The following is a 24,527-nucleotide window of genomic DNA, read 5'->3' as shown; positions in this document are numbered from 1 at the left end:
CGCGTTTTTGCCACTCTGATCGCCGTACTTTTCCCGGGGAAGGTCATGTCTCTCGCTTACCGCGCCAATGCCGATTTCGCCAAGTTGAACCATCCGATGCGGGTGCCGCTGTCGGCGGAAATCCACTCGCGCCCCTTCCTGCAGCTGCAAGCGCCGGAAAGCCTGACCCATTTCGCGCTGTACGTGCAGCAGGACCAGCCGTCCCAGAAACTCCACCGCAGCACCCAGCACCAGGTGCTGGAACAACTGTGCATGCACTACGGCGTGGCCGTGCCCACGCCGCAGGCGCGCTACTTCTTCCACGACTTCGGCCGCTTCCGCCTGAAGTGGGAATGCCACACCGAATTCGCCACCTACACCTTCGTCGAACGCAGCGACGCCGGCGCCGCCTGCGGCGAGGCCTTCGAACGCATGCCGCTGCAACACGTGCCGCAGGAATGGCTGGCCAGCCTGCACGGCAAGATCATCGTCGCCGCCCACGTGCTGCTGTGCAAGGGCGAGCCGGACGACGCCGGCGCGGTGGACGCGATCCGCGAACTATTCCAGGGCAAGTCCCTGGTCGGCAGCAGCGTCGGCAGCGGCGCCGAGGTGTGGACCGATTTCCTGATACAGCCGGACGGCTTCAGCCGTTTCGTCGTGCGCGATCTGAGCCTGCGCGAATTCCAGGCCGGCCGCCTGGTCGGCCGCATGCTGGAAATCGAAACCTACCGCATGATGGCCCTGCTCGGCCTGCCGCAAGCCGAATCCACGCAGCCCATGTTGAACGGCATCGAGAACGAACTGGCCGACCTGACCGCCATGCTGGTGCAGGCCGACCAGCCGGACGGCATCTCCACCGAGGCGCGCGAAGAACAGGCGCTGCTGCACCGTATCACCAGCCTGGCGGCGCGGCTGGAAAAACTGTCGGTCAACAACAGCTACCGCTTCGCCGCCTCGCAAGCCTACTTCAGCCTGGTGCAATCGCGCATCCAGGAACTGCGCGAAGTGCGCATCGCCGGCATGCCGACGCTGGCCGAGTTCATGGGCCGCCGCCTGGCGCCGGCCATGCACACCTGCACTTCCGTGGCGCAGCGGCAGGAGGGCCTGGCCAAGCGTATCGCCCGCAGCAACGACCTGCTGCGCACCCGCGTCGGCATCGAGCAGGAGCGGCAGAACCGCAAGATCCTGCAATCGCTGGACGCGCGCGCGGCGCAGCAGCTGCGCCTGCAACAGGCGGTGGAGGGTTTGTCGGCGGTGGCGATTTCCTACTACGCGCTGGGCCTGATCGGCTACGCGGGCAAGGCCATGAAGGCCAGCAACCTGCCGGTCAATCCCGACATCCTGACCGGCATCGCGGTGCCGCTGGTGATCGGCGGCGTGTGGCTGGGCTTGCGCCGGCTGCATCACCAGCTGGCCGACAAGCCCGTCAGGATTGCGGCTGGCTGAAGCGGTGCGCCAGGAAGCTGGCGATGCGCTGCTGCGTGCTGTCGAGGTAGGGGATGTTCATGTGGTCGGAATCGGGCACGATTTCATCCGCATGCAGCAGCCCCAGCTTCTCGACCAGCAGATCGGTGTGCGAATGCGGCACCACATCGTCGAAGGCGGCGCGCAGCACATAGGTCGGCGCCTTCAGCTGGTGCGCGTATTTGACCGATTCGAATTTATGCCGCAGCACATACTCCACCGGGATCGCCTTGAACTTGCGCTTGGCGATGGCGAGGATGGAATCGTAGGGCGTGATCAGCACGATGGAATTGGCGTCGCGCTCCATCGCCACCTGCACCGCCACGCCCGAACCCAGGCTGCGGCCGACCACGGCGATGCGCTTGGGATCGACGTGATGGCGTTCGCTGAGCCAGTCGAACAGCATGCGGCCGTCGTCGACGAAATGCTCCTCGGCCGGATCGCCGTGCGAATCGCCGTAGCCGCGATAGTTCACCGCCAGCACCGCCATGCCGGGAAACAGCCTGCCGGCGTCGCGCGCCACCCAGGACACTTCCTCCGAGCGGCCGCCGAAATAAATCACGCCCGGATGCGGCCCTGCGATAGGCGGCGTCATCAGCCAGCCGGACAGCCGCGTGCCATCCTTGGAGCGCACCACGATGGGCCGCGTGCGATGGCCGCTGCTGTAGGGCTTGAGCACCTCGCGCTTGCTGCCCAGCGGATTGAATAGCAATCGCTTCTGGTTGGCTGCCACCGCGGCCGTCAGTCCCATCCACAGCACGCTGACTATGCCTGCCAAGCCCGCGACTTTTTTAGAATTATTCATACCTCTACTTTACTCCCGTCCCTCACTTCCACGGAAACGAAAAAATGACGCCGTGCGTGATCTAGGCCACAGATCGTGGCGCGCTGCCGGTTTCACAAGTGCCGGTATAATATGCGCTCCGTTTTTTCGTGTCGTGCTGATAATGAAACCTGCTGTCGTACTGCTGCATAGTTCCATGAGTTCCAAGGCCCAGTGGGCCGGCCTGGTGTCGCAACTCGAAGACCATTTCCGCTGCATCGCCGTCGACCTGCTCGGCTACGGCGCCTCGCCCTTCCCGGCCGAGGTCGGCGACGGCTACGTCCACACGCTGGCGCACGAGGTCGACGCGGTCAACGCCGCCATCGCCTCGCGCCTGGAGCCGGGCGAAGCGTTCCACCTGATCGGCCATTCCTTCGGCGGCGCCTCGGCGCTGCACATGGCGCGCCGCATGCCGGACCGCGTACTGTCGCTGACGCTGTTCGAACCGGTGGCCTTCCACCTGCTGCCGGCGCAGCATCCGGCGCGCGCCGAGATCGTCGACGTGGTGGCCCGCATCAACGCCTGCGCGGAGGGGCAAGACCGCGACGCCACCCGCATCTTCATCGACTACTGGAACCGCGCCGGCGCCTTCGACGCCGCGCCGCCGGCGGCGCAGGACAAGATGGTGGGCATGATCGCCAAGGTGCGGCTGGACTTCCAGGCGCTGCTGGGCGAGGCCGCCACGCTGGACGACCTGTCGGCGCTGACCATGCCGGCGATGGTGATGTCCGGCGCCGGCAGCCCGGCCTCGACGCGCCTGCTGGCCGCAGCGCTGGCCGCCGCCCTGCCCGACGCCACCGCCGTGCAAACGCGCGGCGGCCACATGGGGCCGATCACCCACGGCGCCGTGGTCAACCCGGCCATCGTCAACTTCCTGGCCGACGCCGAAGTCACCGCCGGCTAGCGCGCCCTCGCCACCGGCGCATCCGCGACCAGTTCGGCATTGCTGAGGCACTGATCGTTCGCCCACGACCGCGTCAGCTTCTCGCGCGTCTCCAGCAGGGAGGCGCGCTGGGCGCCCAGCGTCTGCACCATCTGTTCGATCTCGCCCAGGCGGGCATCGAGCTTGTGCAGCAGACCATCCTGGAAGGCCGCCCCCTCCAGCACAGACACCGCCCGGATCGCCTCCAGCGTGAAGCCGAGGTTCTGGCCGATCTGGATCAGATGCAGCCGCTCCAGCGCCGCCTCCGCATAGACGCGGTAGCCGTTGGCGCCCCGCACCGCCTTCGGCAGCAAACCCGCCCGCTCGTAATACCGGATCGCCGAGGCCGCCACGCCCGAGCGCTGCGCCAATTCGCCTATTTTCATATTTCGCTTGACCTTGAAGTGAACTTCAACCTTAGGATACATCATCTCCTTTACCCGAATCCGGAATCGACATGATGTTCACCGCTCTGACGCTGCCGAACGGCAGCACCCTCCCCAACCGCCTGGCCAAGGCCGCGATGGAAGAAAACATGGCCGACGCCGGCCAGTTGCCCGGCCCGGCGCTCAACCGTTTATATGAAAGCTGGGCCGACGGCGGCGTCGGCCTGATCATCACCGGCAACGTCATGATCGACGGCCGCGCGATGACCGGGCCGGGCGGCGTGGTGCTGGAGGCCGGCACGCCGCTGGATACCTTCCGCCAGTGGGCGCGGACCTCGCGCCGCCAGGGCGCGCAGGTGTGGATGCAGATCAACCATCCCGGCCGCCAGGTGCTGGCCAATATGGGCGGCAACGCCTGGGCGCCGTCGGCGGTGGCGCTGGACATGGGCAAGCACAGCAAGCTGTTTGCGCAGCCCGTCGAGATGGGAGCCGCGCAGATCGAGGAAGTCATCGGCCGCTTCGCCGCCACCGCGCATGCGGCCGAAAAGGCCGGCTTCAACGGCGTGCAGATCCACGCCGCCCACGGCTACCTGATCTCGCAATTCCTGTCGCCGCTGACCAACCGCCGCCGCGACGACTGGGGCGGCAGCCTGGCCAACCGCGCCCGCCTGCTGCTGGAGGTGGTGCGCGCGGTGCGATCGCGCGTGTCGCCCGGCTTCAGCGTGGCCGTCAAACTGAATTCGGCCGACTTCCAGCGCGGCGGTTTCTCCGAGGACGATGCGCGGCAGGTGGTGTTGCTGCTCAACGAGCTGCCGGTGGATATGATCGAACTGTCCGGCGGCAGCTACGAAAGCCCGGCCATGCAGGGCCGCACCACCGACGGCCGCACGCTGGCGCGCGAAGCCTATTTCCTGGAGTTCGCCAGGGAGCTGGCGACGGTCGCCCGCATGCCCGTCATGACCACCGGCGGCATCGCCCGCAAGCAGGTGGCCGAACAGGTGCTGGCCAGCGGCATCGCCGTGGCGGGCATCGCCACCGCATTGGCCGAGGTGCCCAACCTGCCACAGGAATGGCGCGCAGGCCGCTCGCCGGAGGCCTTGCCGCCGGCCGTGACGTGGAAGGACAAGACCATGGCGTCCGTCGCCGCCATGGCGCTGGTCAAGCGCCGCCTGCGCGCCTTGGGCAGCGGCGTGCAACGCTCGGGCAGCTACTCGCCGCTGCTGACCATGCTGATGGGCCAGCTGCGCATGATCTACCTGACCAGGCGCTATCGGGCCTGGCTGCAGCGCTAGTTGGGCGCGGCCATCAGCCGCTTCAGCTCCGGCGCCATGGCCCGCGCCCAGATTTCATAGCCCTTGCGGTTCGGATGCAGCAGGTCGGGCATGATGTCCTTCGACAGCTTGCCATCGGCCGTCAGGAATTCCTGGTTGATGTTGAGGAAGTAGACCTGCCGGTTGTCGGCAAAGCCGGCGATGATGCCGTTGACCTGCTCGTTGATGCGGCGCAGCGGATCGTCCGCCGTTTCGCCGCGCGGGAAGATCGCCAGCAGCAGTATCTTCGTGGCGGGCAGGCGCTGGCGCAGTTCTTCGATATCGCGCCGGATGCCGGCGGCCGTGGTCTTCGGATCTTCCTGGCGGTGGCCGGTGTTGTTGGTGCCGATCATCAGCACCGCGACCTTGGGCGCGATGCCGTCCACCTCGCCGTGCTGCAAACGCCACAGCACGTTCTCGGTGCGGTCGCCGCTGAAGCCCAGCGCCAGGCCGTGCAGGGGCTTGTAGTAGCGTTCCCACACCTCGGGCCCGCGGTCTTCCCAGCCATGCGTGATCGAATCGCCGATGAAGACGATTTCCGCGGACTTGCCCAGCGCCCGCGCTTCCGCCAGCTTCTTCTCGTGGCGCGGCATCCACCAGTCGACGGCCCAGGGTTCGTTCAGCGTTGCCGGCGTGACCGACAAGGACGCCTCCAGCGGCCGGCCATCCGGCGCGGCGCAGCAGGCGAGCTGCAGGACGGCCAGGCATACGGCCACAGAGCAGCGGATACGATTCATAACAAGTCTCCTGAGTAAAATGGTTCGGTTCAATCGGCAAGCGATGTCTGGACACGGTAGGACAACGGCAAGGTCAGCAACAGCAAGGCCGCCAGCGCCATCAACGCAGCCGGCACGCCGGCCACATCGCCCAGGCGGCCGAACAGCACCGGCGCCAGCGCGCCGCCGCCTATCGTGCCGGTATAGAACCGGGCAAAGGCCTGCTCGCGCTTGCCGGGTGCGGCCAGTTCGGGCACCGTGCCGTACAGCACCGACGAGGTGCCGTTCAAGGCCAGCCCCAGCAGCGGCAGCATGGCCATCATCGCCGCCAGCGGCAGCCACACCGACAGCAGTATCAGCAGCGCCGTGGCCGACTCGGTGATCCACACCGTCTTCATCATGCCGATGCGCGCGCCCAGGTAGCCGCAGAACAGCTTGCCGAAAGCGCCGCCGACAAACAGCAGCGACAGCGCCACGCCGATGCCGGCCGTGCCGGCGCCCTTGCTCTGCAACAGGAACGGCAGGAAGGTGAGAAAGCCCATGCGCACCGCGCTGTCGAGCATGCCCGTCATATTGAGCGCGCGCAGGCCGCCGACCGAGCCCTTGCCCACGCTGGCCTTGGCGGATGGCGCCGCATCGTGCGCCGCACCGGTGGGCGCCGGCAACAGCCACCACAACAGCGCCGCCGCCGCCAGCCCAAGGCAGCCGATCAGCACCACGCTGGCCTGCCAGCTCACCACCACCAGCAACAGGCCGACCGCGCCCGGCACCAGCGTCTTGCCGATGTCGCCGGCGAAGTTGTATTGCGCCAGCGCTTGCTTCACGCCGCCGCCCGCCTCATGCGTATCGGTGACGATGGACGAGGCCAGCGGATGCTGGGTGCTGGCGCCCAGGCCGCCCAGCAGCAGCGCCAGCAGCAGCACCGTCAGGCCGCCGGCCATGCCCGCGATCAGGTAGGCGATGCCGGCCAGCGCGGTGCCGCCGATCAGCGTGCGCTCGCGGCCCCAGCGCCTGGCCATGCGGCTCGCCAGCAGCTGGAATCCCGCCATCATGCCCGAGTAGGCGCCGCGCAGCAGGCCCACCATCGCCAGGCTGATGGCGAACTGCGCCTGCCAGATCGGCAGCAGCACATAGATCACATCGGTCAATCCATCGTGGATGGCATGGGCGCTGCAAGCAGCGATCAGAGAACGGCGGCGGACATTCTTGGTATCATTCATTGCAGGGATTGTAATGGATTCCCCGGTACTGCGCGCCGTTGCCGGGCCGGAGCGCGTACATTGGCGACGTAAAGCCAGCCATCGAGGAGGCAGCCGTGCCGACCAAGTATATCGACGAGTACGAAATCGAATTTTCGGCGGCGCCGCTGGAGGGTTGCGCGCTGTGGGGCGCCTACGTCGCGGTGTTCGCGCCGTCCACCACGCCCATGCACCGCATCAAGATACGCCCGAAGCGCCGGGTGGCGGTGACGCAGCGCTTCGTCGACGCCGCCTCCGCCTGCGCGGCGGCGGAAGCGGAGGCGGCCAACATTGTCGCTTCGATCAAGGCGGGCCCGACAGGACGTACATAGGCCGCCACACTTGCGGCCTCAGCCCTTGCCGTGGGCGGTCGTCAGCTGATATTCTTTTCCCAACGCTACTATTGGGATACCAGCGATGAATCAGAAAGCCAGAGTCTCCCGCCGTCACGCGACCCGTCATGCGGCCACGCTGACGATGATCGACGAAACCCGCCACACCGCCCGCACGCTGGACTTGTCGCATGGCGGCGTCAGCCTGCAGACCGGCAGCCAGATCCGGCTGGCCCAGTACTGCGCCGTCTCCTTCCAGGTGCAGCTGGGCGACGCCAGCCACAAGGTGCTGGCCATGGGCCAGGTGGTCTACAGCGATCCCGACGCCGAACTCGGCTACAAGACCGGCGTGCAATTCCTGCGCATCGACGACGGCAGCGTGGCCGTCATCGACCAGTTGCTGGCGGCCGGTTAATCGGGCAACACGATATTCATCTGCAGCTTGCCGGCGGCCGCTTCCATCGCAAACGTTCCCGGCTGGATTTTGGTGAGATTGCCGCAGCTCAGGTAACGGTGAACGAAGCCGGGCCGGCCAGCACGCCGTAGCCGTCGTTGTACAGGCACCAGGCGCTGTAGTTGCCGGGTGCCAGTTTGCTGGTATCGAAGCTGGCGCTGCCGTTGGCGGCGGTGACGTATTGCCAGATGATGTAGCCGCCGCTGCCCGGTGCGACACCGGCTTTCCAGATACCGATCCAGTTCGTGCTGTTGACCTTGGATGCCGGCAGCGCATAGCTGAAGGCGATCGCCGTCCCCTGCTTGACGCTGGCGGCCGATGCAGCCAGCTGGGTCACGCTGAACGCCACCGGCCCTCCCAGCGTCACGTAGGCGTTCTGGTACAGATACCACGCCGTGTAGTCGCCCACCGCCATGGCGCCGGTGTTGAACGACGCGCTGCCGCGCGCATTCGGCGCGTACGCCCACTGCACCGCGTTACCCTTGCCCGGCGAACTGCCCGCCGCGAACAGGCCTATCCAGTTCTGCGCATTGAGCTTGCCGGGCGGCGCCGCATAGTTGAACACCGCCGCGCCGCCGCGCGTCACGTTGGGCGTGCTGGTGCCAAGAAAAATCTTGACGCGGTTGGTGCCTATCATCGGATCGGGACGGCTCGGCAATCCCGTTTCGACGTGGCCCGCCGCGCGGCGCAGCCATTGCGCATCGGCGTCGCTGGTGACGCCGAGGTCGTACCAACCGTAGCTGCCAGTCAGATTCAACGGCACCGACAAGGTCTGGCCGGCCGCCACGCGATAAGTGGCGGTGCCGGCGCCGTAGGCATTGTCGGTGACGGTGAAGCCGCAGGCCTGCTGGCCATCCAGGTTCGACAGCACCAGGCTGATGTTGCCGCTGCCGCGCTCGTAGCGAACCTGCACTTCCGGCCGCGCGCCACCGGCCGTGGCCGCAGCGAACGCGCCCTTGTACTGGCGCAGGAAACCATTGGCGCCGTGCACGCTGAGGTCGTAGGCGCCGCCGGTCCAGTTCCACACCTCGTTGTCGATTTCCTTGCCCGCCTCGACCGTGTAGTACCACGGTCCATCGGCACGCAAGCTGGAGTAGACGATGAAGGCAGCGCCAGCCTGGCCGCTGTTGGCGAAGCTCAGCGCGAACTGCCCGGCGCCAGCCAGCCTGCCCTGCACCGACAGTTCATACGGCAAGGCGCAGGCGATGCGCGGCCCCGGCGCGCTGGTGCCGGGCTCCTGCCTCGGCATGGCCTGCACCGTCGGCGGCATCGGATACGGCTTGCCGGAGACGCGCTGGTAGGCCGCCGTCTTCGGCACGCTGTCCGGCCAGATGCTGTTGGGCGTGCTGAAGTCGAAGGCCGACGTCAGGTCGCCGCACACGGCGCGGCGCCACGGCGAGATCAGATCGCACTGCACATTGGCGCGGGCCTTGCCGCGCGCCACCAGCCACTCTTCCAGGAAGCGCAGCTTGGACGTGTGGTCGAACAGTTGCGAGCACACGCGCCCGCCTTTGCTCCATGGCGAGATCACCAGCATCGGCACGCGCGGCCCCAGGCCCACCGGCACGCCCTGATACGTTTCGTGGGTGCCGATGTCGGCCAGCGTGGTCTTGCCCATGCCCGCGTTGAGCGGCGCCAGGTCCGACGGCACGTGGTCGAAGAAGCCGTCGTTTTCATCGTACATCAGCAGGAACACGGTCTTGGACCACACCTCGGGATTGGCCACCAGCGCGGCCAGCAGGCGCGCGGTGATGTGCTCGCCGGCGTTGGGCGAGTTCGGCGCATGTTCGGTGTAATCGTTAGGCGAACTGATCCACGACACCTGCGGCAGTCGGTTGTTGCGCACATCGTCGGCGAAGGAATCGACCAGCCAGTCGCCCTTGGTGCCGCTGGCGTTGCCCGCGTTGGACCCGGGCGCCAGCACGCGGCCCTTGCGATACAAGGGCGAGTTGCTGTCGAGGCGGCTGCCGTCGGCGTTGACGCGGAAGTTCTTGAAGTAGGCCAGGTAGTTGTCGCCGTAGTTGTCCCACTCCTGGTAGACCTTCCAGCTGACCTGGTTCGCCTCCAGCACCTCGGCGTAGGTGCGCCAGTTGGGCGCGCCCGCGGTGACGCTGGCGGAGATATTGTCCAGCGCGGGATCGCCGTTGTAGTAGCCGGCCGCGTTGATGTTGTACAGGCTGCCCATCGCGCCCATCCAGCCCTGGTTGCTGCCGGTGAGCGAATACAGCCGGTTCGGATCGGTGGCGCCGAACACCGAGCAGTGATAGGCGTCGCAGATGGTGAAAGCGTCCGCCAGCGCGTAGTAGAACGGCAGGTCGCCACGGTCGAAGTAGCCCATGGTCTGCGGCGTCTTCTGCTTGACCCACGCGTCCCAGCCCTGCCATGTGGTTTGCGAGCCCTTCCACGTGTGGTTGGTGCCGACCGACAGCGCGCTGGTGTTCTTGGCGTCGAAGTGGAATGGCAGCACGTAGCCGCCGCTGCCGTCCGGCTGATACCAGACCGGATGGCCGTCGGGCAGGTCGATCGCGCGCGGATCGTCGAAACCGCGCACGCCGGCCAGCGTGCCGAAGTAGTGGTCGAAGGAACGGTTCTCCTGCATGAAGATGACCACGTGCTCGACGTCGGCCAGGGTGCCGGTGGCGTTATTCGCGGGTACCGCCAGCGCCTGCCGGATCAGGTCCGGGAACATCGAGCTGGCAGTGGCGCCGGCACCGGCGGCGTAGCGGAGGAATTTGCGGCGGGTGATGGACATCGCTGGTCTCTCTGATGTGCGGAATCAAAGATCATAACGAGTAAGTATGACAATGTTGTTGCAACGTGCGGATAAAACAGCACGATCCTGCGAATTTCGCCGATCTCCCCTTCCCACCTCAAGAACTGAAAAATCGTTTCATATCGCGAAATCCCGCACAATAATCCCCTGCCCGATCCACCTCACTTTTTGAAAATTCATTTTACATAGTGGAATACAACATCTAAGCCATTGAAATACAAAGACTAAATTTAAGTTATATGTCTTATATAAGACCTTGATGCAGTGCACCAGAATAGCCTACTATTTAGTCATGCAGTTTGCTTCGACAAGACGTAGCGGCGCACTCAAGATTTTCTCAAACTTGCTTTATTCTTTAGGAGATACACATGTCCCAATATCAAGACGACATCAAGGCAGTTGCTGGTTTGAAAGAGCAACAAGGCAGCGCCTGGAACGCCATCAATCCTGAGTCCGCCGCCCGCATGCGCGCCCAGAACAAGTTCAAGACCGGTCTGGACATCGCCAAGTACACCGCCAAGATCATGCGCGCCGACATGGCCGCCTACGACGCCGATCCATCCAAGTACACCCAGTCGCTGGGCTGCTGGCACGGTTTCATCGGTCAACAGAAGATGATCTCGATTAAGAAGCACTTCAACAGCACCGACCGCCGCTACCTCTACCTGTCGGGCTGGATGGTCGCCGCGCTGCGCTCCGAGTTCGGCCCGCTGCCTGACCAGTCGATGCACGAAAAAACCGCCGTCTCGGCGCTGATCAAGGAGCTGTACACCTTCCTGCGCCAGGCCGATGCCCGCGAACTGGGCGGCCTGTTCCGCCAGCTGGACGCCGCCGAAGGCCCGGCCAAAGCCGCCATCCAGTCGCAGATCGACAACCACGTCACCCACGTCGTGCCCATCATCGCCGACATCGACGCCGGTTTCGGCAACGCCGAAGCGACCTACCTGCTGGCCAAGCAGTTCATCGAAGCGGGCGCCTGCTGCATCCAGGTGGAGAACCAGGTGTCGGACGAGAAGCAATGCGGCCACCAGGACGGCAAAGTCACCGTGCCGCACGAAGACTTCCTCGCCAAGATCCGCGCCATCCGCTACGCCTTCCTGGAACTGGGCGTGGACGACGGCATCATCGTCGCCCGCACCGACTCGCTGGGCGCCGGCTTGACCAAGCAGATCGCCGTCACCAACGAACCGGGCGACCTGGGCGACCAGTACAACTCCTTCCTCGATTGCGAAGAAGTGTCGGCCGACGCGCTGGGCAATGGCGACGTCATCATCAAGCGCGAAGGCAAGCTGCTGCGTCCTAAGCGCCTGCCGAGCAACCTGTTCCAGTTCCGCGCCGGCACCGGCGAAGCGCGCTGCGTACTCGACAGCATCACCTCGCTGCAGAACGGCGCCGACCTGCTGTGGATCGAAACCGAAAAACCGCATATCGCCCAGATCGGCGGCATGGTCAGCGAAATCCGCAAAGTGATCCCGAACGCCAAGCTGGTGTACAACAACAGCCCATCGTTCAACTGGACGCTGAACTTCCGCCAGCAGGTGTATGACGCGATGAAGGCCGAAGGCAAGGATGTCTCGGCCTACGAGCGCAGCCAGCTGATGAGCGTGGAATACGACACGACCGAACTGGCGATCGCCGCCGATGAGAAGATCCGCACCTTCCAGGCCGATGCGGCCCGCGAAGCCGGCATCTTCCACCACCTGATCACGCTGCCGACCTACCACACCGCCGCGCTGTCGACCGACAACCTGGCCAAGGAATACTTCGGCGACCAGGGCATGCTGGGTTATGTGGCCGGCGTGCAGCGCAAGGAAATCCGTCAAGGCATCGCCTGCGTCAAGCACCAGAACATGTCCGGCTCGGACATCGGCGACGACCACAAGGATTACTTCAGCGGCGAAGCAGCGCTGAAGGCCGCTGGTAAAGACAACACGATGAACCAGTTCTAAGATTTAGTGTCAGAAAAAAAGCTCGCCGCGGCGAGCTTTTTTTTCGGCCATAACCGCCGTCAGAACGCGCTCTTGATAACGCCACCGTCGACACGCAGCGCTGCGCCGGTAGTCGCCGATGCCAGCGGGCTTGCCACGTAGGCCACCAACGATGCCACCTCCTGCGGCGTGCCGAAACGCTTGATCAAGGAGGTCGGCCGCACGTGATCGAAGAACTCCGCTTCTACCTGCTCGAAGCTCTTGTCGCTGGCTCGCGCCATGTCCGCGACGAAGTCGCCCACGCCACGCGATTTCGTCGGGCCGGGCAATACGCTGTTGACCGTGATGCCGGTGCCGGCGACCGATTCCGCCAGCCCGCGCGATACCGCGAGTTGCGCGGTCTTGGTCATGCCGTAGTGGATCATCTCGGTGGGGATCTGCACCGCGCTTTCGCTGGAGATGAAGATGATACGTCCCCAGTTCGCCCGCTTCATCTCCGGCAGCACCAGGCGCGCAAGGCGCACGCCGCTCAGCACATTGACATCAAAGAAGCGCAGCCAATCTTCGTCGGGAATATCTTCGAAGGCCTTGGGTTCGAAGATGCCGAGGTTGTTGACGAGGATGTTGATAGTGGGATGAAGCCGAACGACCTCCGTCGCCGCCTCGGCGCGGCTCAGGTCTGCGACATAGCCGTGGACGGTGCCCTGCGTCTCCGAGCGGATGCGATCCACCGCCTCGTCAACCCCGGCCTGCGTCCTGCCGTTGACGATCACGCTCGCGCCCTCCTGGGCCAGCGTATGCGCTATCGCGTAGCCGATGCCGGCCGTGCTGCCACTTACCAAAGCTACTTTGCCACTGAGTTGCAAGTCCATGTCGATCTCCTTAGGGTAGGCTCAAGTTGGTGCTCGTCGTATCGGCTACCGCTTCAGTGTATCAAGAAGCCTCCCGCGCCTCCTCTCCCATTTAGCCCAGCTCGAAGGTCGTGATCCCGTACTGCCTGTCCATGCTGAGCTCGGGCGCTTCCCGCGTGTACATGCGCGCCGTCTCAAAGCAGCGTTGCATCTGATGGCGTTCGGCAAGCGCAACGGCCGCAGGATTCAGTTCCGGGACATCGAGAAACACCGGCTGCTCCGGCGTCAGCTTGCCCAGCACGCTCGCGAACAGCTGCTCCGCGACGGCAGGCGTATCGGCAAACAGAGGACCGACTTTGTAGCCGCTGCGGCACGGCCGCGCCACCACGTATCCAGACAGTCCCCCGGCGCCCGCAACGCCGAGCGCAATATGCTGCTCCTGCCGCACCCAGCCTTGCAGGAAGCTGGCGCGCGCCTCCGGGAAGTAGCGGCGATCATAGCGGCAGATTTCCGCATCGCTCAACGCGGACAGCGGCACGGTTGCGTGCGCGGCCACCGAGTGTCCGCCGCCTCGTCCCTCATATCGAAAATTGCGATGCGCGAGATGGAATCCCGACTTCGCATAATTGGCTTGTTGCGCCAGCACACCGTCGAGTCCGATGTTGCGGCCTGAGAGCCGCTGCATCGCGGCTTGCCACAGCGCCCAACCATAACCGCGACCGCGCCAGGCGGGCTTGACGATGTAGCCGCCGATGAAGCCGAAGCCGGCGCCATACCTGACCGCGAAAATACTCGCGACCGGTTCGCCGTCCAGCACGCCGATCAGAAAACCTTCGGGGTCGGTGGCGTAAAAGCAAGCAGCATCATGCAGGCCGGGATTCCAGCCTTCATCGGCCGCCCAGTCCAGCGCGAGACCGAGCTCAGCCTCGCTCATGTTCCGTATTTCCAGCCGTGATGCAACCATGATTTCCTCCTGGTCGTAACGCGCGTCGATTACTTTTTACTGACCTGGCGCGCCGTGTCGTGGTACTGCCAAAGCACATTGACGATTTTCCACTCGCTGCGCTGGTTCTTATACAAGTGCATATAGTCGATCCACTCGTCGGCGGTCAGCTTGACGGTCGCCACACGCTGGTCGACATCGAGGATCTTGATATCCACGCGTGGCTGAGCGGGGAATTTCGTGCCGTCCTTGTTGTAGGTCCGGGCTACCTTGACCATGGCGTCGAAGTCGGTGTTCATGATGAACTCGGAGCCGTCGGCCGCCTGCCAGTAGGTGCGCTTGGCAAGCTTGGGGTCGATGCCGCGCTCCATGCGTGCCGGATCGGTCTTGTGCTGCGACTCGATATAGTCGCGCACGGCGCGTTCGATCAACTGGTTATCGGTGGCATCGGCGGCATATACCGCCAGCGGCGAGACTGCGAACAAAAGGGCCATCAAAGAGCGTTTCATGGGCAACCTTATCTAAGAGATAACGCAAACATGAAAACACAAATTCCTGTCCCAGGCAACGTGAACCGGGTAATTGTTTTGGTCTTGAGCATACACACATCGCGACACTGCATCCAAACAATACTTGATCCCTGGTGCACGCTGTTGCCCCTCTCCGGCGCCAATCCCAACCAATAAACAAAATTGCTTAATTGCGCTTGATGGATTAAACAATTTTGCTTAATATCGTTATACCGCCGCATACGGAGGCGCAGTGAAACAGAGCGAGTTTGTCCGATGGCTAACCCAGCAAGGCGCAACCTTCAAAGACGGCACAAACCACCTGAAGGTTTACCTGAACGGTCGCTGTAGCCATTTACCCAGACACCCGGCGAAAGAGCTAAAAACCGGGACCGTTGAAGGCGTTAAAAAACAACTCAACCTGAAGTGAGACAGCTCCCGACGGGGCCTCGCAATTCACATCTCAAACTCCCTGCGAAAGGAGCATGTATGCAATATCCAGCCAGGTTTGAACCCGATCTTGAAGCAGGCGGATATGTCGTCACCTTCCGGGATATACCGGAGGCAATCACTCAAGGAGATGATGACGCCGAAGCAATGGCAATGGCCGAGGATGTACTAATTTCCTCTATGGATTTTTATTTTGAGGACCGTCGAATCGTCCCCTCACCCTCAGCAGCACTGCCAAATGAACTCATGGTCGCTCTGCCGGCAAGCGTTGCAGTTAAAGTCTTGCTGCTGAATGAAATGCTCGCGCAAAAAGTTGGCCCCTCGGAGCTGGCAAGGCGACTGGGCACAATTCCTCAGGTGGTGAACCGCTTGATTGACCTCCACCACACCACAAAAATCGACAAGGTCGAGCAAGCTCTTGGATGCCTCGGCAAGCGACTGGAATTTACAGCTGTATAAAATTTTCGCCGAGAGGGATCAATCGCCCTAACGAACGGCAGGGAGCGGTATAGAGAAAAAAGCTGACGACAGGGGGCGCTAGCAGCACCAGCATGGCGCCAATGTGCCAACGGGTGAACAAATTAAATTGAAAGTGCTGGCTGACTGTGACTAGGCGGGGTCACGGGAAGCTTCATTTGGGATTAGCCGCTCCCTGTCCGTCCGGCCGCAGTTCCGGTATCATTCGGCATGAATACGATTTCCTTCCAACCGTTTATTATTGGCGTCGCAGGCGGTAGCGGCAGTGGCAAGTCCACCGTGTCCCAGAAAGTGCTGGCTGCGTTTGGCGCTGACATGGTCTCGGTCGTGATGCAGGACGATTACTACTGCGACCAAACCCATCTCTCCCCCGAAGTTCGCCCCCAGCAGAATTACGACCACCCGCAGGCGTTCGAATGGTCATTGCTGGTGCAGCATATCCAGTCCTTGCGCAATGGCCAAGCGATCGAGATGCCGGAGTACGACTTCACGATCCACAACCGCTCCAACCGGACCATTCCGGTCAAGCCGGCCCCGGTGATCGTGATCGAAGGCCTGTTTGCCCTGTATGACGCGGACCTGTGCGACATGATGTCGCTGAAGATCTATGTCGACACCGCTTCCGATATCCGCTTCATCCGCCGTATGCAACGCGATATTACTGAACGCGGCCGCTCGGTGGAGAGCGTCGTCGGCCAGTATCTGGAAACCGTGCGCCCGATGCACAAGCAGTTCATCGAGCCAACCAAGCGCAACGCCGACATCATTATTCCGCACGGCGCCAATGGCCCTGCAGTCGACATGATTACGACCAAGGTGGCGAGCGTTATCGGGCAGTTGAAGCCGTAACCGGTCCTATCGGGAGTCGCCGGCCCATGCAGGGCGGCTCAATCATCAGCGGAGCAGGCGGTGGTCTGCATGACGTGCTGCGTCACCTGCTCCAACAAGTCTTTCAACTGCTCCACCTTGGAGCGCGCCCCCGCCACCTCGCTGGCGGCCTCCCCCGGCGCAAGCCGCTCCAGATCCTCGCACACATCGGCCATGCGGAAAGCACCGACGCTACGCGCCGCCGATTTGATGCGGTGCCCCAGCTCCCGCACCGTCTGTACCTCGCCGCGCAGCAGCGCAGCGTCCATGTCGCGGACACCCTCCTGCGAACTGAGCAGGAATTTATAGGCAAACTTGCGCAGCTTCAGCGGGTCGTCGCCAAGCAGCGTGGCCAGCACCGATAAGTCCATCACGGCTCGGTCGTCGTCGATGCCGGACTTGGCAGCTGGCTCCGGCGGCTGCGGTCGCCGCGCCTGTCCCGGCAACGCGCGCGGAGGCAGCCAATTGGCGACGGTCTGGTACATCAGGGCCGGATGGACAGGCTTCGAAATGAAATCGTTCATGCCGGCATCGATGCAGCGCATCCGGGCTTCGGTGGTGGCTGTGGCCGTCATCGCCAGCACCGGTATATGGCTCAGCTGCGGATCGGCGCGGATGCGGCGGGTCGCTTCCAGCCCATCCATGAGCGGCATTTGCACGTCCATCAAAACGCAGTCGAAATCGCTCCGGCGCAGCAGCTCCAGCGCGTCCACGCCATTGTTGGCGAGGCAGACGGTGGCGCCCACCTCTTCCAGCATTTCCTGCGCAATTTGTTGGTTGAACAGATTGTCCTCGACCAGCAAAATGCGGGCCGCGCTCAGCGCCGCCATCATGACCGACGTGTGCGCGCTGGCCAGCAGCTCGCCGGCCGCGTCGCCTATCTGGTTGATGAGCGTGGACATGGTCTTGTACGAAACGCCGAGCTGGGCCGTGAACCAGAACGTGCTGCCCACCCCGGGCTGGCTGTCGACACCGACATCGCCGCCCATCAGCTGGGCCAGCTCCTTGCAGATTGCCAGGCCGAGGCCGGTGCCGCCGTATTCGCGCGTGGTCGACGTGTCGGCCTGCTGGAAGGAGACAAATAATTTGGCCACCTCCGCCTGGCTCAGGCCGATGCCCTGGTCGCTCACTTCGAACCGCACCAGGCAATCGTTGGCGTCGCCGAGCACCTTGCGCACGCGGATCTCTATCCGGCCCTGCTCGCTGAACTTGATGGCGTTGTTGGCGTAGTTGATGAGCACCTGCCCCAGCCGCAGCGGATCGCCCACCAGCACCGGCGGCAAGCTGGGGTCGAGGTCGAACACCAGTTCCAGGTTGCGGGTGGCCGCCTTCGGCGCTACGACCGTGGTCAGCGTTTGCACCACCTGGTCGAGCGAAAAGTCGATGTGCTGGATGTCCATCTTGCCAGCCTCGATCTTGGAAATGTCGAGTATGTCGTCGATGATGCCCAGCACGTGCTCGCCGGCGAAACGGATTTTTTCCAGATAGTCGCGCTGGCGCGGATCTAGTTCGGTCTTCAATGCCAGGTAGGCCATGCCGATGACGCAGTTCAGCGGCGTGCGGATTTCGTGGCTCATATTGGACAGGAACTGGCCTTTGGCGATGCTCGCCGCTTCGGCTTGCTGCTTGGCTTGCTGCAGTTCTTTGTTCTTGGCCTCCAGCTGTTCTTCGTAGTGCCGTTCGGAGGTCACGTCGTGGTAGATGGTGACGAATCCGCTAACCTTGCCGTCCAGGCCATAGATGGGGCGGCCTATGATGTTGAGTAAGACGCCGTCCATCCGGGCTCGTGTGAAATTGTGGGGCTGGAACTTCAGGCAGAGTTCCACCCGGGCGGCCACCAGTTCTTCGATGTCGCCTGGTCCGTAGTCCCCGCGCAAGGCGATGCAACGGAATACGTCGGCCATGGTGACGCCGGGGTGCATCACTTCAACCTGAAACCCTTGTAGTTGGCAAAAGGCCGGGTTCCAGAACCTGATGGTCAGGTCGCAATCTACAATGGTTACACCTACCGGCATGTATTCCAGTGCAGCCGCTAACCGGGGGAAATTTAACCTGATGAACTCGTCACTTTGAATTGTTGATTCCATAGGTCGATCATCCAGCAGTGCTAAACAAGATAGCTTCCCGGGATTCGGGGCCTTGTACCTGGCCCTTATCTAAAGGCCGGACATCTCACTTGCATCTTCGATCATCGCGACGGTCGCTTTTGGTCGGCTTGGGACCGGGAGGAATCGCTTGTCCATCTTACTACGTAGGGCATTTGTTGTCTGGGGAAGCGAGGGGGTGGATGTTAGGGGGGGATGGTGTTTGGGGGATTTTGCGGGCGCTGCGCGCGGCGCCTCCGGCGCGCTGCCGCTACGCGGCAGCAATTGGACGATTCGGAGAGGCTCGCCCCGGTAGGGGCGATGCCTTCGAATCCCCGATAGGCTATGAACCTCTTCGTTCCTTACGGAAAATTCCCTTTAAAAACAGAATCTTACAGTTCGCCGCCTGTACTATAGTTCTCGCATACTTCCTACGATAAGTCCTTGTTTTTGCAGGGACTGATTTCAGTCAATAGTACAGCCACCGCGATCCAGAAAATTATTGAAAATTTGGCTGGCCAATAATTATACGTCAGCCATAATTTCCAATAATTCGTGCAGGCAATTTCTTCGCGAGCGCTGTGCACGTCGCCAAAGACTTCGAAAGTGCGAAATTCGTGCATTTTCAGATTGGCAAGATGCTATCCTCGTGGCCGACGGCCGAACTCAGCCAAACCAAGCCTTGCGTCACCGCATTAACCCCATCCCGCTCTCTCACTACCAATGAATCAAAGAACTCTAGCCACGTTATTGCGATACGGTGTTTCCAATCTCCTCGCCGAAAAAGCAAACGAAGTAGGACTGACTATTTCAAAAGTCAGAACGCTTAGCCAGAGAGACATGGTGTCAAAGTATGGGCTGACCACAGGCGAGGCCAAAGCTCTTACCGCTGCGGTCCGACGTGCCGCGATCGATTCTGGCGTCGTGCAGCTACTCCTCGAACGCAGCAACTTTGTTTGTTGTGTATGTAAGGGAATGAAGGGGCATGCGTACATCATTCATCACATAGTCGAGTACGAAAAAACACAGGACAACAGCTACGATAATCTGGCAGTCCTCTGTCCAAATGACCATGACTTGGCCCACCAAAGAGGGCTGTCGCTACGCCTGACTGTTAATCAGATAAGAAATGCAAAAACTTCTTGGGAACAGAAAGTTTTAGTCGCTAACGTTCGACGAGCTGCGCAAATGATCGAAGTGAACGACGATGCTATTGATTACGTCAATGTCAACCGGATCGAAGAACTGTGTGTACGTTTGTTCAAGGAGATCCCGACCACTGGACTAACCGACCGTCTCAAACGCGCTCGCATATTGAAGAAGGATGGTTCATTTGATCAGAGGTTTGTTCAAACGAAGCTCTCCGGAGGCCGCTACCTTTTTGACTACATTACACACCAGGAGACAGAACACTATAAGCAGCTGATGCAGGAAATCGCTACTGTCACTGAATTCATTGACTTGGATGCCGCAGCGTCAGCGGGACGCACAAAGCTCAAAGCAACGGAAGGGCAGTATGCATTCTTTATAGGAGGAGTATGTGCCAAAGGTCCAGATTTACCCATCGTAGCTGCAACCCCTCCGATAATGATGCACTACTCGCGCAAAAATATCCGCATCGAATGGATTCTGGATCCCATGTTCTTGATGTCCACGTCTGCAATCGCTCGCATCGGAGGTAAGAACCGGTACGTAATTTATTGCTTGATCCGAACGGTAGATAAGCAAGAGGGCGGAGACATTCTGGTAAAAGCAAGTCCACTTCTCATCGCACAGCCGACAACGTACATCGACAAGACCCCTCTGATCGCTTATCAAAAAAGGCATGAGCGAGATATAGCCGAAGGGTTCGACGACGAAGACGAAGGCGTTTTTGGAAATGACTTCAATGAAGAAGAATCCGAATGGTAAAAAAACCGGAGCGCCCCCCTGACAATAGGCATCTACCTTTGCCGTGGTCGATTACCCGGTCAAGGGCGGCGACGCACCCGGTCAGCGACCACATAGAATTCATCCGCACTTTGTCCGCTAAGCGGACAACCACTGACCAACAGCAGTCGGCAAGACGGAAGCGGATGCTTGCATTCGCGTTACGCAGTAGCCTCCGCCAGCGACTGCTTAATATGGCTCATTGAGTCCAGGCAGTTGCTTAAATACTCGGCTAATCGCGTCGTTAAGATCAAGTCCCTCTTTAACACCGCTAGCCAAACATAAGAGGGCGTTGGCCGCTAAGTCATGCGCAACTGCGGCGCTAAGTAGGTGGTGTGCAGCAAGACGAAGCGTTTCGTCTTGCATGCTGAGAGTGTCGTCGTGTGATACGGGGTCAGGGAACATAGTCATCACGTCGGCACCTGGCGTTTTCTCGTTAATCGAAAACAGCTTGGTGAATAGGTTGCCAAGGGTCCCGCTGCCCTGCCAGTCAGGCCTGTCCCAATCTTCCAGAGGCTTCACATCACCTCGCTCCACCTTTTCCAAGTGACGTCGCAGTTTTCCTGGAAGGGTTGCTGTGGCTTTGGTTTTGTTGGAGTAAGTGCGCGCGGCAAGTACCAGCACCTCACGTACAATTCGCCAAATCACGTTCCAAACTCTTGCTACGCTATATTCCTGCAAGGCGACCCGAGCCGAACTGTAAAATTCTTCATGCGTGTCATAGTCCAGTGACAGGCCGTGGAACTCACACTGATTCTCTAAGTACGCCATACAATCAGCGGCTGCGTAATCGAGCCACAGACCGCGAATCGCGGCATTGTCGGTTAGCTCCATTTTTGAGAGCAAGTGCAGAGCCGCTTTGTTAGATAGTTCAGGGTCTGGCACAAGCTTGTAGACGACCTTTTTGGGATAATACGAAAGCTCGCCCTCCTCAAGTTCGTACGCGCCCGAAGCGGCCAGCGCTGGGTGATCAATAATGACCTGTGCATCACGAAGCTTTTTAATAAAATGGCCAACACAAGCGGGGACGAGCGCAGAGCACTCGGTTTCACGGAATGACCCTTGAGCTAATCGTGGGTCTATGGCTTGATCCAGCGCCATCAACAGCAGCACGATATCGGCCGGCAGTGCGGAGTATTCAGTTCTGATGGCGCTACGCCTCTCGCCTAGCAAAGCGAGAAACGTGGACTGCTCGTTTGCTGCCTCTTGTCGCTGGGCTTCGGCGACCGCCCGTTCAGCTCCCAAGCAGGAGTCGCATTTGAATCGCATGACTTGAGCCTTGCGCTTGATCTGACTGCGATTCGTCACTACCTCAAAGTTACCGCACTTTGGGCATTGTTGATTGTGGTCTACTGCTTTCACGATAGTGCGCATATGCGCGCTCAATTGCGCAGTGAGCGTGATATCTCGAAAAGGTAACAAGTCAGCTACGTTTTCTTTGTACTTCCCCAGATCGTCCATGGCCCAGTATCGCTGTGCAAGCGCGATTTCTTCGGGATCTGAGGTCAGGAATGTGAGATGAACCATAAGGCAGCGTGAGAAAAAAAGCGCAGAGTCTAACACGCCGTATAGGTGCAGCATTACTCATTTCAACTTGAACTCATTCTTGTCCGCTAAGCGGACAAGATCAGATCACTCACCACGCAGCAATCATTGGCCTTCCCCCAGAGTGACGGACACTTTCGATAGGTATGATGTCACTATCGGAGGTATTACATGGCACGTGAACGACGGTTGTTTTCTGAAGAGTTTAAGCGCGAAGCAGTCAAGCTGGTAGGCCAGCCTGGTGCAAGTAAAGCTGGTATCGCCCGCGACCTCGGCGTTGGCGCTAATTTATTGGGGCGCTGGTGCAGAGATGCCAATGTAGACGGGCAAGTGGGCGGCGGGGAGAAGGTTTCCGGCCAGGAGTATGAGCGCATGCGGCGTAAACTGGCGAAGGTTAAGACAGAGCGTGACATATTAAAAAAGCGCTCGGCTACTTCGCAGCCGACCTCAAGTGAAGTACAGCTTCATCGCCAAGTATCGAAGGATATGGCCCACGCGCACCATGTGCCGCCTGCTCGGCGTGTCCACCAGTGGTTTCTACGACTAGCTCGACCGACCGATGAGCCCGCACGAGCGTGAGAACGCCCAGCTACTGCAGGCTATCAGGCACAGTCACGAAGCGAGCGATGGCACATCCGGTTCCCCACGCGTAGTGCGAGACCTTATGGATGCTGGCTTTGCTTGTAGTGAGAACCGCGTGGCCCGGTTGATGAAGGCCACTGGCATCAAGGCACGGCACAAGCGCCGTCGTACACCGGGGCAGCTTGAGGCTGCAGTGCACTCGATTGCGCCGAATCTGTTGGACCGGCAGTTTGAAGCATCTGGGCCGAATCAGAAGTGGGCGGCCGACTTCACTTATGTCTGGACTGGCGAAGGCTGGTTGTTCGTCGCAGTCGTTCTCGATTTGTATTCGCGGCGCGTGGTAGGCTGGTCGATGCAACCGACGATGACGGCGCAGCTGGTGATGGATGCATTGTTGATGGCGATCTTTCGTCGAGGACGACCCAAGGCAGTGCTGCATCATTCCGACCAAGGTTCTCAATACACCAGCGAGGACTTCCAGCGTTTGCTTGAATCCCACGGCATTGTATGCAGCATGAGCCGCCGTGGAAACTGCTGGGATAACGCCGCCATGGAGAGCTTCTTCTCAACGCTCAAGACCGAACGCCTGAGCAAAAAGCACTACCGGACAAGAGATGATTTACGTGCTGACGTGTTCCACTACATAGAAAGGTTTTACAATCCACGTCGGCGGCATTCCACCATCGGCTATCTCAGCCCGGTACAGTTTGAAAATCTAAAATGCGCCTAGCGGAAGTATCCGTGACGTTGGGGGAAGGCCAACTCTGGAATAACAACTCAGGTCAACATCGCATCCTATGACAAGCAAGTGGCACAGTTCCTACGCTGCATGCTCGCGCGTACGCAAATACGCGTTAGCTAAATCAAGCAATTTAGATCGAGCGCTCCTACCCGTGGCAGAGCCGGGTGCAACTTGACAAATGTCTGCATGCGAAGGAGCATCCTCAAGCGCTGTGTCAAAGACAGCGAAGGCGCGACGAGCCGGTAGATCAGGCTGGGCCAACGTGCTAATGTCCCGAACATCCTGACAACGAAGCTCGATGATTTCCCATAAATCAACCTTTGCGCCGCCAGGCTTCCGCTCATTAATCTGAGCAACTCGAACCGTAGCTGCTTGAACGGCTTCTTCATAAGATTGGAGATTCGCACGGTTGACTGAGCCCCCTTTGTCAGAGGTGTCAGCAAATGCCGTCGCTTTGAGAATCTTATTTGTCGCATCATAATGCGTGGGATTCAGCATTTGCCGGTACAGCACCTCAGGGTCCTCTACCGGGCCTGGAGAATGCACAGATGCAGACTCACGTTCCCAAGCAATGACCGTTGCCTCCTCTAGCTTTTGAAGAGCCTTACAACGCTCTCCGTCCATTTCATGGGCGGAGAAGAAATCCAAACAGTCTCCCAACGGGTCACCTATGCTGCTAGCGGCATAGGGGTCAGCAATTCCATAAGGTATAGTAATGCCGAAGGATTTTTTGGATCCAAACCTTCATGGAATGACTCTGCGCCAGTAGATCGGTTCCTCAGATAGAACGACATAGTGCCGTCACGATCAAAGTTAATATCAGCATATGCTTGATCAGTATTCCAATATAAGCCGACATCACCCTTCGGATCGAGCATCGCCCCAGGAAGAGGCAACAACGATCTAAGCATACGAACAAACTCAATAGCACAATCAACGTCAGAGCTCGCAGGCGCAACACTATCCTCGCCATCCCATCCATCGCGGAACGATTTATAGGACAGTAGCTCCGCAAAAACAGGATCACTCAGCGAGCTTCCCTCTGTTAACGGTCGCATTTCCTTGGTCGGTGCCGGCGTCATTCGAGAATAATCCCGAACAACTGTGCCAATATCGCTCGGAATCCGAATCTCTTTATCCTGCGTCCACTTGGGAGAAACAGTGGCAGGAACAGCAACCAGCGAGGCGGCCCACAAGATCATTGTGCTAATAGGTTCCATTTT

22 protein-coding genes and 1 pseudogene are annotated in these 24,527 nt (G+C 60.7%); 11 read left to right on the top strand and 12 right to left on the bottom strand.

Annotation, left to right across the window (positions count from 1 at the left end; all coding sequences use genetic code 11):
• Positions 1-45 precede the first annotated feature (45 nt).
• The gene (locus tag DUGA2_RS04625; protein WP_070267494.1) at positions 46-1,425 is read left to right on the top strand and encodes a DUF3422 family protein; all 1,380 of its coding nucleotides are present in this window, start codon (positions 46-48) and stop codon (positions 1,423-1,425) included.
• Here DUGA2_RS04625 and DUGA2_RS04620 read toward each other — a convergent pair.
• The gene (locus DUGA2_RS04620) at positions 1,406-2,248 is read right to left on the bottom strand and encodes an alpha/beta hydrolase (protein WP_070267493.1); all 843 of its coding nucleotides are present in this window, start codon (positions 2,246-2,248) and stop codon (positions 1,406-1,408) included. The genes DUGA2_RS04625 and DUGA2_RS04620 overlap by 20 nt on opposite strands.
• A 142-nt stretch (positions 2,249-2,390) precedes the next feature.
• Here DUGA2_RS04620 and DUGA2_RS04615 point away from each other — a divergent pair, with 142 nt between their 5' ends.
• Positions 2,391-3,170 (top strand): alpha/beta fold hydrolase, encoded by a 780-nt coding sequence (locus DUGA2_RS04615; RefSeq protein WP_070267491.1) that lies wholly within the window; start codon positions 2,391-2,393, stop codon positions 3,168-3,170.
• Here DUGA2_RS04615 and DUGA2_RS04610 read toward each other — a convergent pair.
• Positions 3,167-3,574, bottom strand: a complete 408-nt coding sequence (locus DUGA2_RS04610; RefSeq protein ID WP_070267490.1) for a MerR family transcriptional regulator — start codon at positions 3,572-3,574, stop codon at positions 3,167-3,169. The genes DUGA2_RS04615 and DUGA2_RS04610 overlap by 4 nt on opposite strands.
• Positions 3,575-3,645: 71 nt before the next feature.
• On the opposite strand from DUGA2_RS04610, the gene DUGA2_RS04605 reads away from it, so the two are divergent.
• Positions 3,646-4,866, top strand: a complete 1,221-nt coding sequence (locus tag DUGA2_RS04605; RefSeq protein ID WP_141753189.1) for an NADH:flavin oxidoreductase/NADH oxidase family protein — start codon at positions 3,646-3,648, stop codon at positions 4,864-4,866.
• Here DUGA2_RS04605 and DUGA2_RS04600 read toward each other — a convergent pair.
• Both DUGA2_RS04600 and DUGA2_RS04595 read right to left on the bottom strand, forming a co-directional pair.
• Positions 4,863-5,621, bottom strand: a complete 759-nt coding sequence (locus DUGA2_RS04600) for a platelet-activating factor acetylhydrolase IB subunit (RefSeq protein WP_070267489.1) — start codon at positions 5,619-5,621, stop codon at positions 4,863-4,865. The genes DUGA2_RS04605 and DUGA2_RS04600 overlap by 4 nt on opposite strands.
• A 29-nt stretch (positions 5,622-5,650) precedes the next feature.
• On the bottom strand, positions 5,651-6,820 hold the full coding sequence (locus tag DUGA2_RS04595) for an MFS transporter (protein WP_070267486.1): 1,170 nt from the start codon (positions 6,818-6,820) through the stop codon (positions 5,651-5,653).
• A 95-nt stretch (positions 6,821-6,915) separates the two neighbouring features.
• Between DUGA2_RS04595 and DUGA2_RS04590 the strand changes: the two genes are divergently transcribed.
• Positions 6,916-7,170: a hypothetical protein gene (locus DUGA2_RS04590; protein WP_070267485.1), complete on the top strand. Its 255-nt coding sequence runs from the start codon at positions 6,916-6,918 to the stop codon at positions 7,168-7,170.
• Positions 7,171-7,255: 85 nt separating this feature from the next.
• A complete protein-coding gene (locus tag DUGA2_RS04585) occupies positions 7,256-7,585 on the top strand; it encodes a PilZ domain-containing protein (protein WP_083296204.1) in 330 nt (109 codons plus the stop codon).
• Between the two features lie 88 nt (positions 7,586-7,673).
• On the opposite strand, the gene DUGA2_RS04580 is transcribed toward DUGA2_RS04585, so the two are convergent.
• Complete coding sequence (locus tag DUGA2_RS04580) at positions 7,674-10,376, bottom strand: phosphocholine-specific phospholipase C (protein ID WP_070267483.1); 2,703 nt, start codon at positions 10,374-10,376, stop codon at positions 7,674-7,676.
• A 389-nt stretch (positions 10,377-10,765) separates the two neighbouring features.
• On the opposite strand from DUGA2_RS04580, the gene DUGA2_RS04575 reads away from it, so the two are divergent.
• Positions 10,766-12,346 carry an isocitrate lyase gene (locus DUGA2_RS04575; protein ID WP_070267482.1) on the top strand — a complete coding sequence of 527 codons (1,581 nt, stop codon included), beginning with the start codon at positions 10,766-10,768 and terminating at the stop codon, positions 12,344-12,346.
• Between the two features lie 59 nt (positions 12,347-12,405).
• On the opposite strand, the gene DUGA2_RS04570 is transcribed toward DUGA2_RS04575, so the two are convergent.
• The 3 genes from DUGA2_RS04570 to DUGA2_RS04560 form a co-directional block, all read right to left on the bottom strand.
• On the bottom strand, positions 12,406-13,197 hold the full coding sequence (locus DUGA2_RS04570) for an SDR family NAD(P)-dependent oxidoreductase (protein WP_070267480.1): 792 nt from the start codon (positions 13,195-13,197) through the stop codon (positions 12,406-12,408).
• Between the two features lie 91 nt (positions 13,198-13,288).
• Entirely contained in the window at positions 13,289-14,140 is an 852-nt protein-coding gene (locus DUGA2_RS04565) for a GNAT family N-acetyltransferase (protein ID WP_070267479.1), read from the bottom strand.
• A 29-nt stretch (positions 14,141-14,169) separates the two neighbouring features.
• Positions 14,170-14,628: a nuclear transport factor 2 family protein gene (locus DUGA2_RS04560; protein WP_070267477.1), complete on the bottom strand. Its 459-nt coding sequence runs from the start codon at positions 14,626-14,628 to the stop codon at positions 14,170-14,172.
• 253 nt (positions 14,629-14,881) lie between these two features.
• On the opposite strand from DUGA2_RS04560, the gene DUGA2_RS32430 reads away from it, so the two are divergent.
• The 3 genes from DUGA2_RS32430 to udk all read left to right on the top strand — a co-directional run bounded on the left by DUGA2_RS32430 (position 14,882) and on the right by udk (position 16,404).
• On the top strand, positions 14,882-15,058 hold the full coding sequence (locus DUGA2_RS32430; protein WP_071658851.1) for a type II toxin-antitoxin system HicA family toxin: 177 nt from the start codon (positions 14,882-14,884) through the stop codon (positions 15,056-15,058).
• A gap of 59 nt (positions 15,059-15,117) precedes the next feature.
• Positions 15,118-15,537, top strand: coding sequence for a type II toxin-antitoxin system HicB family antitoxin (locus DUGA2_RS04555; RefSeq protein WP_070267476.1), 420 nt, complete (start codon positions 15,118-15,120; stop codon positions 15,535-15,537).
• 228 nt (positions 15,538-15,765) lie between these two features.
• Entirely contained in the window at positions 15,766-16,404 is a 639-nt protein-coding gene (gene udk / locus DUGA2_RS04550) for a uridine kinase (protein ID WP_070267474.1), read from the top strand.
• Positions 16,405-16,442: 38 nt separating this feature from the next.
• On the opposite strand, the gene DUGA2_RS04545 is transcribed toward udk, so the two are convergent.
• Positions 16,443-18,509 carry a response regulator gene (locus DUGA2_RS04545; RefSeq protein ID WP_083296203.1) on the bottom strand — a complete coding sequence of 689 codons (2,067 nt, stop codon included), beginning with the start codon at positions 18,507-18,509 and terminating at the stop codon, positions 16,443-16,445.
• A 720-nt stretch (positions 18,510-19,229) separates the two neighbouring features.
• On the opposite strand from DUGA2_RS04545, the gene DUGA2_RS04540 reads away from it, so the two are divergent.
• Complete coding sequence (locus tag DUGA2_RS04540) at positions 19,230-20,417, top strand: HNH endonuclease signature motif containing protein (protein WP_083296202.1); 1,188 nt, start codon at positions 19,230-19,232, stop codon at positions 20,415-20,417.
• 207 nt (positions 20,418-20,624) lie between these two features.
• Here the strand turns inward: DUGA2_RS04540 and DUGA2_RS04535 are convergent, their stop codons facing one another.
• Positions 20,625-22,016 carry a hypothetical protein gene (locus tag DUGA2_RS04535; RefSeq protein ID WP_070267469.1) on the bottom strand — a complete coding sequence of 464 codons (1,392 nt, stop codon included), beginning with the start codon at positions 22,014-22,016 and terminating at the stop codon, positions 20,625-20,627.
• A 135-nt stretch (positions 22,017-22,151) separates the two neighbouring features.
• On the opposite strand from DUGA2_RS04535, the pseudogene DUGA2_RS04530 reads away from it, so the two are divergent.
• Positions 22,152-23,292 (top strand): annotated as a pseudogene (locus DUGA2_RS04530) (IS3 family transposase).
• A 90-nt stretch (positions 23,293-23,382) separates the two neighbouring features.
• Here the strand turns inward: DUGA2_RS04530 and DUGA2_RS33330 are convergent.
• Together DUGA2_RS33330 and DUGA2_RS33325 are read right to left on the bottom strand one after the other, a co-directional pair.
• Entirely contained in the window at positions 23,383-23,952 is a 570-nt protein-coding gene (locus DUGA2_RS33330; RefSeq protein WP_141753188.1) for a hypothetical protein, read from the bottom strand.
• A gap of 20 nt (positions 23,953-23,972) precedes the next feature.
• Positions 23,973-24,524 (bottom strand): hypothetical protein, encoded by a 552-nt coding sequence (locus DUGA2_RS33325; RefSeq protein ID WP_141753187.1) that lies wholly within the window; start codon positions 24,522-24,524, stop codon positions 23,973-23,975.
• Positions 24,525-24,527: the final 3 nt, after the last annotated feature.

The sequence above is a fragment of the Duganella sp. HH101 genome, assembly GCF_001758795.1.
Classification (GTDB): domain Bacteria; phylum Pseudomonadota; class Gammaproteobacteria; order Burkholderiales; family Burkholderiaceae_D; genus Rugamonas; species Rugamonas rivuli.
Note: the sequence above shows the minus strand (reverse complement) of the source record. Positions and strands in the feature narration are given on the sequence as shown.